Annotated in this window: 8 protein-coding genes and 1 pseudogene; 4 read left to right on the forward strand and 5 right to left on the reverse strand. The window is 68.8% G+C overall.

Features of this window, described 5'->3' with window-relative positions; all coding sequences use genetic code 11:
- Positions 1-113: 113 nt before the first annotated feature.
- From AB0I98_RS48965 to AB0I98_RS48980, 4 genes and pseudogenes are all read right to left on the reverse strand, one after another.
- Positions 114-758: pseudogene (locus AB0I98_RS48965) on the reverse strand (FMN-binding negative transcriptional regulator).
- Positions 759-847: 89 nt separating this feature from the next.
- On the reverse strand, positions 848-1,348 hold the full coding sequence (locus tag AB0I98_RS48970) for a peroxiredoxin (RefSeq protein ID WP_362952893.1): 501 nt from the start codon (positions 1,346-1,348) through the stop codon (positions 848-850).
- A 153-nt stretch (positions 1,349-1,501) separates the two neighbouring features.
- Entirely contained in the window at positions 1,502-1,801 is a 300-nt protein-coding gene (locus tag AB0I98_RS48975; RefSeq protein WP_362952880.1) for a MerR family transcriptional regulator, read from the reverse strand.
- Between the two features lie 92 nt (positions 1,802-1,893).
- Positions 1,894-2,091 (reverse strand): hypothetical protein, encoded by a 198-nt coding sequence (locus tag AB0I98_RS48980; RefSeq protein ID WP_362952882.1) that lies wholly within the window; start codon positions 2,089-2,091, stop codon positions 1,894-1,896.
- Between the two features lie 269 nt (positions 2,092-2,360).
- On the opposite strand from AB0I98_RS48980, the gene AB0I98_RS48985 reads away from it, so the two are divergent.
- The gene (locus AB0I98_RS48985) at positions 2,361-2,744 is read left to right on the forward strand and encodes a hypothetical protein (RefSeq protein ID WP_362952884.1); all 384 of its coding nucleotides are present in this window, start codon (positions 2,361-2,363) and stop codon (positions 2,742-2,744) included.
- 199 nt (positions 2,745-2,943) lie between these two features.
- Positions 2,944-3,582 (forward strand): hypothetical protein, encoded by a 639-nt coding sequence (locus AB0I98_RS48990; protein ID WP_362952886.1) that lies wholly within the window; start codon positions 2,944-2,946, stop codon positions 3,580-3,582.
- An 801-nt stretch (positions 3,583-4,383) separates the two neighbouring features.
- Here AB0I98_RS48990 and AB0I98_RS48995 read toward each other — a convergent pair.
- Positions 4,384-7,989, reverse strand: coding sequence for a LamG-like jellyroll fold domain-containing protein (locus AB0I98_RS48995; RefSeq protein ID WP_362952895.1), 3,606 nt, complete (start codon positions 7,987-7,989; stop codon positions 4,384-4,386).
- Between the two features lie 453 nt (positions 7,990-8,442).
- On the opposite strand from AB0I98_RS48995, the gene AB0I98_RS49000 reads away from it, so the two are divergent.
- On the forward strand, positions 8,443-9,465 hold the full coding sequence (locus tag AB0I98_RS49000; RefSeq protein ID WP_362952889.1) for a LacI family DNA-binding transcriptional regulator: 1,023 nt from the start codon (positions 8,443-8,445) through the stop codon (positions 9,463-9,465).
- A gap of 80 nt (positions 9,466-9,545) precedes the next feature.
- Positions 9,546-9,997: extracellular solute-binding protein (locus tag AB0I98_RS49005; RefSeq protein ID WP_362952891.1), on the forward strand; the 452-nt coding region annotated here is incomplete at its 3' end.

Here is a 9,997-nt window from a genome sequence, read left to right on the forward strand (position 1 = left end):
CGTGGGGTTGCTGGGTGTTTGTGTGTGGGTGTGTGTGGGGGGGTGTCTGGGTGGGGGGGGCGCTCCGGGGGGGGCGGGCGCGGGGGGCGCGCGGGGGCGCCGTGGTGTGCGGGTCAGGAGGTGGTGGCGTGCGGGTTGTGGGCGCGTACCGCTGCCCCGACCGCGGCGTCGTCGGCGTGGCCTCGGGTTTCGAGGCCTGCGATGGCGCCTTCGACGTTCTCCTGCGGCTGGTTCTGGCTGAGCTTGAACTTGGCCTCGATACGGCTGATGACGAGTTCGACACCGACGACCGCGCGCAGCTGCCGCTCGATGAACTTGGCCGGGGCCTGGTCGACGGACCAGGGCTCGGCGTAGCCGGCTTCGTGCCGGTCGGTCAGCCGGCGGATCTGTGCCTCGATCCAGGCCGGATCGTCGTGCACGACCAGCTGCCCGTACACGTGCGCGGTCATGTAGTTCCAGGTGGGCACCACGCGGTGGTGTTCGGCCTTGGTCGCTTACCACGACGGCGTGATGTACGCGTCGTGCCCGCGGACGATCACCATGGCCTGGCCCTGCACCGGCCGCTCCCACTGGTCGTTGCCGCGTGCCATGTGACCGATGAGAGCGCCGTGCTCTCCGGTGTCCGGGTCGTAGTCGAAGGGCAGCAAGGTGGCCAGGAGGCCCTGCTCGGTCATGGTGATCAGGTCGGATGCGCCGTGGTTGGTCAGCAGCTCGCGGACCGCGGCCTCGTCGGGTACGAAGGGTTTGGGGACGTACATGGTCAGCCTTTCGTGCAAATAGTGATAGCCGCGACCTCTATGGGCGTCGTGGCGCACTGATCCGACCGGCGTCGGGACGCGCGACGGCGCTACAGGGGGTTCTCGCGCAGCCAGGTGAGGACCTGCTGGGCGTGTTCGTTGGGCGGGAAGACCGGATAGAAGGCGTGCTCGATCACGCCGTCTCGGACGACGAGCGTGAGCCGCTTGAACAGCCGCATCCCGCCGGCCTGGAAGGTGGGCAGGCCCAGGGCGTCGGCCAGGCCGAGGGCCGGGTCGGAGAGCATGTCGAAGGGCAGCCCGAGCCGTTCCACGACCTCGTTCTGGTAGTCGGTGTCCTGGCTGGACAGCCCGTACACACGGCCAGCGCCGGCATCGAGGAGTTGTTGGAAGTGGTCGCGAAAGCCGCACGTCTCGGGGGTGCAGCCGCGGGCTCCGGGGATGGAGTTCCAGCCCTCGGGCAGGTCGGTGCCGGGGTGGCCGGTGAGGGGGTAGACGTAGATCACCGTGCGGCGGGGGCCGAGCGTGTCCAGCCGGATCTCCTTGCCCGCCGTGCTGGGCAGGGAGATCCGCGGCGCCTTGGTGCCGGGCAGGTGGTCCGCGGCGGCGTCGTCCTCGGGGGGCGGGCAGGTCGGCGGGCAGTGTCAGGTAGTCCTCGCCTCCTGTTCCGGTCTGCTCCGGCGGCTTGACGCTGCCCCGGTGGGCGGCTGCGGTCAGGTTGGTGATGAGCGTCGCCCGGCGGGCGGTCAGTGCCTCGATGCGTCCGGTGAGCTCGTCGATGGCCTCCCGGTAGCTCGCCAGCGAGGCCGGACAGTCGTCGGCGTGCAGACGTCCGGCCGCCAGACACTCCAGGAACGGCCGGGTGCGCTCGACGGAATCCCCAGCAGGTGGAGTGTCCTGATCTCGCGCACGAGGCGTACGTCGTCCTCGTCGTAGTTCCGGTAGCCGTTGGCGAGGCGCTCGGGTGTGATCAACCCCAGCGATTCGTAGTACCGCACTGCCTTGGTCGTCACGTCGGCCTGACGTGCGAGCTCACTGATCCTCATGTCGTTCACCTCGCTCAAAGCTAAACCTTGCCCTCAGGGGCAAGGTCAAGCGCCGGTCCGGCCGGCCATCACGCGCCGGCGCCAGGGCGGGTTCATGGCAGCAGCGCGGTGATCGCACCGACGCCGAGCACATGGAAATTCAGGGCGTAGCCGGAGGCGGGAGCCGCCGCCGTATCCACGATCCGGCCGACCAGATACGGCCCCACGATGCCGCCGGAACTCATGACGGCCAGGAACACGCCGAGCACCCCGGCCGGCCCCGGCGCTCCGATCCGCGGCAGGTACACCATCCCAGGGCGACCAGGCTCGGGAATCCGAACATCGTCCCCGCCTCGAGCCCGGAATAGCCCAGGCCGACTTCGAAAGAGGACGGAAGCCAGGTCAGGATTACGGAGACGAGGGTGTAGGCGAACGCGGCGGCCAGACCACCGAGGAAGGTGGGCGTGCGGAAGATGGTGCCAGGTAGGTGAGGACAGGCGCGAGAAGGGCACCTGGCAGAGCCCGCCTCTTCAGTGCAAGGGGCACAGCAACAAAAGCACCCGACGGCATTTTTGAAGGGATGGCCGCCGAGTTGGCCGACGAGTACCGGGCACGCGGTGTGACTGGGCCGCCCGAGCGCACCGTGCTCGACGTCGTCCCCGCCTCGCTCGGCGGCGACGGCACGGGCTGGCGGGTCAGATACGTGCCGTTCAACGGCGGCGGCCCGGTGCCGGCGGACCTGGTCGCGCGCGGCGGGCGGCAGCGGGTCGTGGTCACGCTCGGCACGGCGCTGTCGCGGACGGCAGGCGCGCGGTACGTCGACCGGCTGATCGAGCAGGCGGCCACGGTGGACGCCGACTTCCTGCTGGCCCTCGGCGGCGCCGACCTCGCGCCGTTGGGCGAACTGCCGCCATCGGTGGGGAGGCTGGCCAGTCGACGGCGACGAGCCGACCTCCGGTGTTAGGCCGTGGTCAAGAGGCCCTGCGACCTTCCTGAACGACGCGGGAAAGATCCCCCGTCCAGGCGGATACCGAAGGCGCAGAGGCCCCTCATCCTGCTTGGCGGCCTCGCCGCAACACCGATGCGGGGGATAACCTCAGCGGCACGCCGTATGGCCCGCGGGGTTGCACGGCGAGCGGTCCACGCCACAACGAGGGGGCTCGATGCGCTGGCGATCGCTCAATGGCGAACGACGGACGGTCACCGGCGCCATCCGACTCGGCGACGACGCGATCGCTCGCGGCCAGTGGGACCGTGCCCTGCGCCACTATGGGAAGGCCAACCACCATGCGGTCAAGGTCGCCCAGGCGGGAGAAAGCGACCAGGACCAAGCGGTATTGGGCTCCGTCTACTACAACCTGGCTGAGCTCCACGTGAAGACCGGCGAAGTCTCGATGGCCTGGCTGTGCGCGCTCCAGGCCTGCCAGGTGTACGGCCGGCTCGACCCCACGAACGCTCGTCCCACCGCCGTGTACTCCTGCCTCACGGACCCGAGCCAATTCGCGTCCCCGAGCCCGCCCCTGGCCAAGGAACGGATTGCCCTGAACGCTGACGCCCGATCCCGCTACGTCCTGCTCAGTGCAGGCTTAGTGCGGGAGTTCGGGTCTCAGGCCCTACGGGTGGACATTGGTGGCGGTGCACTCGACGGGATCACCGATGTCCGCGAAGTGGTCGAACGGATCGGTGAATCAGCCGTGCGCACCTACCAGGAGCTGGTGCGTCGCAACACCTTCTACAGCGAGGTCGACGTCACCCGCACCCGAGAGCGCGTTGCCAAGGCACGCAGCATCATCGACGCCTGATCAGTGGTAAGTGCCAGGTACTAAGCGCACGGGCAGGCCTGAAACCGCCGCCCGGCCTGGCCACGGCGGCAGGGCGGGCTCCCCAAACCCCGCAGCGCGGGCATAGGTTGACCCTGCTGGTGATCATCTTTCGGGGGTGGACGTGACAGGCCGGCATTTCAGGGCCCTGTTCAGTACGAACGACCGCAGCGTGCAGGCTGATGAGGCGTTCACGAACCGGGCCACCCAGTGGGAGACGGTCGCGGCCGCGCTCGCCGCGCACCTCCAGCACATCAGCGCACCCGGCTTCGGACCCTGCCCGTACGCATCGACCTTGCGCGCTCGGCCGTGCGTACGAGGCCGACACCCTGCGCGGCCTGCTGGGCCTGGAGCGCCCCGCCAACCGCTACGCCGCAGCCGCCACCGCCTGAGCCGGCGGGCCATTCCCGCCATCAGCAACTGAAGCCAGGACCCCACCATGGCCTTCGAACTCGGCGTCTACTCCTTCGGCAACACCCCGCGCCTTGCGGACGGCAGCCGCGGCCCCACCGCCAAAAGGACGCTGCAGGTGCCACAAACCCCGGCGTTACTCCTGGTGGAGATCGGCGTGGGTGATCCCACCGACTCCAGTTGTGTCCTCAGGCACCAGGCGGTATCGCTGACCCAGCCCACGACTCCCGCGAGGAGCAGCCGAGGTGCCAGCCAGTCGGACGGGGTGGTTATTCGTGGCACCGGCGGCGATGTGGCTTGCTCGTCGACAGGAAAGGGGTGCGAAGGCGCTCTGTCCCGTCTTCGTGCACGTCACATCGCCGCCGGTGGTGATCACCTCTCCCGCGAGTACGGCGCCACGGTGATCCGGTCGATCAGGGGCGCGTACCGGGATCGGAGCAGGACCCCGGGAAAGGTCTCCGAGGCGTAGGTCGTGCCGTCGAAGTTGGGCAGTTCCTCGGAGCGGAAGGCGATCGTGTTCTGTCCCTTCTTCAGGAGGACGGGGACGGTCAGCTCCCAGAAGTTGTTCTCGTGGAAGCTGTGCGGGAAGCCGACGCGCCGCATCTCGCCGCCGTTGACGGTGATGTCGGCGTGGCGGGCCAGCGGGTCCGGGTTGTAGTGGGTGGCCTCGGACTGCTCCGGGTTGGAGTAGCGGACGCGCAGCGCGTACAGACCGGCCCGGTCCGCGGTGACGGTGAACGTCGCGGTGTTGCCGTTGCCCGGGTCGCCGCCGATGCCGGTGATGGCCGTGCCGTCGGTGGCCAGGGACAGCGGGGTGAGTGCGGCCGTGCCCGCGAGTACGGCGTCCTGGGCCTCGTATGTACGGGCCTTCAACGCGCCCTCGGTCGGTGTGACCGTCAGGCGGTCGACGAGAGTGGCTGACGAACCGCCCGTCAGCGTCACCTTGTTGACACCGCCGGAGAGGGAGACCGCGACGCTGCTCCGGCCCTTGGCCAGGCGCAGGACGTCATGTCCGTTGACGGACAGCCGTGCGCCGGTGCCGCCGAGGGTGTCGACCTTGAGGGTGGCTTCACGGTCGGCGGGGGAGTACACCCAGAACGTGGCGGTCTGGCCCTTGGCGAGCCGGGCGGCGCCGGAGCCGGTGGCCGCCCGCTTCGGCAAGGTGTAGACGGGCTGTGCCCCGCCGCTCAGCCAGGCCAGTTCGCCCTCGTAGACCTGGGTGCCGGCCGAAGCCCCGGGAAGGGCGAGGGTGAGGCGGTCGACGATGGCGTCACCCTTCGTCGCACGCTTGCCATCCAGGCTCTTCGCCGCGAGCGTCAGGGTGTGCTTGCCCTTGGTGAGCTTCACCTTGGTGTCGGTGTGGTCCCACACCACCCACTTGTAGCCGAGCGGCAGATACAGTTGCTGTTCGCTGCCGGCCTGGCCGTCCACGCGCAGGAAGACATTGGTGGGCCCCTGTTCCTTCACCTTGTCGAAGGTGTTGAGGGAGTTGGCGAAGACGCTCAGGTCGTAGGTGCCGTCCTCGGGCACGTCCACCGTGAAGTCGAGCGTGACGTCCGAGCCGGTACGCAGTCCGCCGACGTCGTAGCCGCCGGACGTGTAGAACTTCGACACGTCGCGCGGTGAGCCCTCGGGGCCGTTCTTCGAGTATCCGGACCCGGTGTGGGCCGCGTCCTCCGCCTCGTACGAACCCTGCCAACGCACCGGCGGGGACTTAGTGTTCGCCGCCTTCCCGGCCGGGCTGAGGACGATCTCGTACGCCGAGGACTCCTTCAGCGTCGGCAGACCGCCCTCGCCGAAGTCGACGACGACCTTGCCGTCGGCACCGACCTTCAGGTTCTGCTCGGAGAGCAGCTTCGGGCCGGAGTTGTCGCCGACCTGACCGCTCCAGTCGATCTCCTTCACCCAGGCGTGCACCCGGTCCCCGAAGAGCTTCTTCGGGACGTTGTCGAAGGTGATATGACCCTTGCCGGTGGAGCCGCCGAAGAGCAGCCGGGACTGCTTCTTCTTCTCGTCGAGGGTGGCCACGCCCTGCATGGTGTAGTTCTCGCCGGGGAACGGCGGGGCCACCTTCACCGTGTGCCCGCTCATCGAGGCATACGAATTCAGCAGCCACCACTGGCCGTTGCCGCGGTTGGACTGCACCGCGGAGTCGGAGAGGTTGCCGTCGATGTTCCAGTACGCGATGTCGGCGTCCACCTTGGACTCCTCGATCGCGGACACCCACTGGATCATCTGGCCGGGTACCGAGGTGTGATAATTGAAGGCGTACTCGTTGATGTTGATGGGGAGTTGGGTGCCTTCGCGGTCGGTGCCCTTGAAGATGTCCTTCTCCCACTCGCGGTACTTGGCTGTGCTTTCGCGCACCGCCTCCGGGTGGCTCAGCTCGTGCCAGGTGATGACCTCGGGGAGGGTGCCGGCCTCCAGGGTGTGGGTCAGGAAGCCCTTCACCTGGTCGTAGAGGACGCTGGTGTTGGGGCCGGCGATGCGGGCGTCGGGCAGCTTGCTCTTGATGAGCTTGTAGAAGTCGTCCCAGGTGGCGAAGAAGTCGTCGGGGTCGTTGAGCCAGCTGGTCTTGTTGTAACTCCACTCGCCGGTGCCGAACATGTTGCCCTCAGGCTCGTTGAACGGCACGAAGACGATGTTGTCCTGGTACTCCTTCGGCAGTTTAAGGACCTGGTCGACCTGCTTTTCGACCTTCTCCCGGTAGAGCTTGACCTTCTCCTCGGGGGTGTCGCCGGGCCACTGGTACGGGAAGCCGCGGTGGATGTCCGTCATGTAGATGTACACGTCACCGTCGGTGGAGTCCGCCAGTGGCTTGACCACCTCGAGCGCGTCGGCGCCGGGGTGCTGCGGACCGTCCTGCGCCTTGGTGGAGACCGTGCGCAGGCCCATGCCCTCGATGAGGTTGTTGGTGGGGACGTCCGGTCCGTACACGCCGTAGAGGGTGCCGGAGGCGCCGCCGTGGAACGCGCCGGTGTCCGAGCCGAGGTCGACGGTGAGCTGGCCTTCGCGGACGACAGTGACGGTCGCCTTCACTTCGCGCCCGGCCGCTTTTCCGGCCACCGTGAACGTCCCGGGCTGGGCGTACTTGTCGGCGGGTATCTCGTCCCAGGTGATCGGGGTGTCGCGGTCGTAGCCGTCGGAGTAGGTGGAGCGGACGGCGGCGGGCAGGGTCGGGGCGGTCCCGTTCGTCGTACGGGCCTCGAAGGACGTCTTCGAGAGCTCCTGGAGGGTGGGCAGGGCCGGGACCGTGCCGGCCACCTGCTCGGCGCTGAGCGCCGCGTGCCACACCGTGAAGTCGTCGACCGCGCCCTTCAGTAGCGGATCCGGCCACAGGGACTTGCCGATGTAGCCGGCGGCCGTGGCCGAACTCTCCAGGACGTCCTTGGCCTTGATGCTGGTCTCGATGGAGGAGACCGCCACACCGTCGAGATACGTGGTGAGCCGCCCTGCGGCGGTGTCGAGGGTGACGGTGACGGTTTTCCACTCGTTCGCGGGGAGTGGCGCGTAACCCTTGACCTGGTTCTCCGCGCCCCCTCCGCCGGTGGTCACGGAGGTCTGCATGACGCCGTTGCCGTTGTACGGGGTGGCGAAGAAGTACTTGGTGGTGTCGGTGCCCAGGTCGAAGATCCGCTGCCAGGACGACTTGTCGCCGCTCCACTTCACCCGGGCGGAGACCGTCAAGTCGGTTGCGTCGCCGACCACTTCGCGGGGCAGACGGACGTAGGCGCCGTCGGAGGTGGGGGCCCCGCCGGGCAGGGCCAGCGCCTTGCCGCCGTCCGTGCCCGCCACGGACTGGGCCGTCGAGCCGTTCACCAGGCTCGCCGTCAGTCCGTTGCCGGAGCTGTCGGTGATCTTTCCGGAGGCAAGGTCGTCCTGGTCGAAGGTGTAGCGGGCGACGGGCTGCGGCGCCTCGGCCGCATGCGCGGGTACGGCGGGCGCGGCCAGCAGGCCCGCGCCGAGGGCCAGCGCCATGGCGGCCGGCGCGCGGCGGCGCGTGGATCTGTCAGCGGATGACATGGATTGCGTCCTCAATCCTTGAGTATCGGCAATGCGTCGAATCGGTTCGCTTCTGGCCTCGCGGCTACGGAGTGACTCGTCTGGCCGGGAAGGGTTGGCGGTTCTGGTCCCCAAGCGGGGTGCGGAACCCGCCCGGTAGTGTCTGAAGGATCAATTCATCGAACCGGTTCGGGGAAGCTAGCACCGCGGATCTCGGCCAGCAATCCCCCCAACCGGAAGAAGTCCGAACCTCGGGCGAGAACAGGAAGTCGCGTCAGGAGTGTTGACAGGCGTCCGGGCTGTTCCTACCTTCACTTCACGCGAACCGGTTCGACGATAGGCTCTCGCTCCAGTTCCACCTCGCACCCCGGCGGCCGGTGAGTACTCTCTCCACCGAGAAGTCGAACCGGTTCGATCAAGGAGTCGCCCGTGAACATCGGTGAGATCGCCCGGCGGGCCGGTGTCTCGCGCAGCACCGTGTCCTACGCGTTGAGCGGCAAGCGCCCGGTCTCGGACGACACCCGCCGGAAGATCCAGGGGGTCATCGACGAGCTGGGCTACCGCCCGAATGCCAGCGCACGCGCCCTTGCCAACGGCCGGACCAACACGATCGGCCTGGTCTTCCCGCCGGCCGGAAACCACTACACGGGGATGCAGCTGGACTTCATCGGCAGCGTGGTCGAAGCCGCCGCCACCTACGACTACGACGTACTGCTGTCACCGAGCGGCATGGACAGTGACCGCTCCTTCCAGCGGCTGCTGGGGGAGCGGAGGGTCGACGGCGCGATCCTGATGGAGATCAGGCTGGAGGACGACCGGGCCGACCATCTGACCGCGCTGGACTTCCCGTCGGTCGCCATCGGCCGCACCGCCCACCCGGAGGACAGTTGGTGGGTGGGCCTCGACCACACCGCGCTGGCGGCGGCGTGCGTGCATCACCTGGCGGACCTCGGCCACCGCCGGGTCGCCTTCGTCAACCGGCCCGAACAACTGCTGCGGGCCGGCTACGAGTCCGCCCACCGCGGACTGGACGGCTTCACCAAGGCCGCGGCCGAACGCGGGCTCACGGTACGGACGTACTGCTGCGGGGACGACGCCGCCGCAGGCCAGGCGTGTGTGGCACGGATCCTGCACGACGACCCGGCCACCACGGCCCTGGTCACCCTGAACGAGGCCGCGCTGGGCGGCCTCTACCGGGGGCTCGCCCAGGCGGGCCGTCATGTGCCGCGCGATTTCTCCGTCACCGGGGTCGTGGCCGGCCGCTGGGCGGAGACGGTGACCCCGCAGCTCACGGCGGCGGACGTACCGGCGGAGGAGATGGGCCGGCTCGCCGTCGACCTGCTGGTGGAGCGGCTCGACCACCCCGACGCGCCGCCCCGGCACCATCTTCTGGCGCCCCCGATCTCTCTGCGGGCCAGCACCGGGCCTGCCGGTGCCGCTGCGGCGTCGTGAACGCACCCACGTAGCACCTCTGCCATCACACAGATCTCCACATCTCGGCACCCGCATGCCCAAACAAAGGAACCCCTGCAATGAACAGCTCCTCCAGACAACGCCGTCTGACCGCCGCCGCTGTGACCGCCCTCGCCGTCGCCGTCAGCGCCACCGCCTGCTCCTCCGGCTCGGGCAGTGCCGACACCGAGGGCGCCGGCAGTGGCACGTACACCATCTGGGACCCGTACCCGCAGTTCGCCAAGGGCTCGGCGTGGGCGAAGCTGCTGGACAAGTGCGGGACCGAGGCCGGAGTGACGGTCAAGCGGACCGCCTTCGACACCAGCGACCTGGCCAACAAGACGCTGCTGGCGGCTCAGCAGGGCAACTCCCCGGACATCCTCATCGTCGACAACCCCGTCGTCTCGACCCTGGCCGAGGCGGGCGTGCTCACCACGACCGAGGAGAACAAGCTGGACACCTCCAAGGCGGACGCCAACCTGCTGGGGGCCGGCCAGGCGGGTGGGAAGACGTACGGCACACCGATCGGCGC

This window comes from Streptomyces sp. NPDC050211, assembly GCF_040656035.1.
GTDB lineage: Bacteria > Actinomycetota > Actinomycetes > Streptomycetales > Streptomycetaceae > Streptomyces.

Excerpts from the sequence above, each read along its gene's own strand:
- AB0I98_RS48995 (WP_362952895.1), bottom strand. The coding sequence starts at position 7,989 with ATGGCGCTGGCCCTCGGCGCGGGCCTGCTGGCCGCGCCCGCCGTACCC.
- AB0I98_RS48985 (WP_362952884.1), top strand. The coding sequence starts at position 2,361 with ATGGCCGCCGAGTTGGCCGACGAGTACCGGGCACGCGGTGTGACTGGG.
- AB0I98_RS48975 (WP_362952880.1), bottom strand. The coding sequence starts at position 1,801 with ATGAGGATCAGTGAGCTCGCACGTCAGGCCGACGTGACGACCAAGGCA.
- AB0I98_RS48980 (WP_362952882.1), bottom strand. The coding sequence starts at position 2,091 with ATGGTGTACCTGCCGCGGATCGGAGCGCCGGGGCCGGCCGGGGTGCTC.
- AB0I98_RS48990 (WP_362952886.1), top strand. The coding sequence starts at position 2,944 with ATGCGCTGGCGATCGCTCAATGGCGAACGACGGACGGTCACCGGCGCC.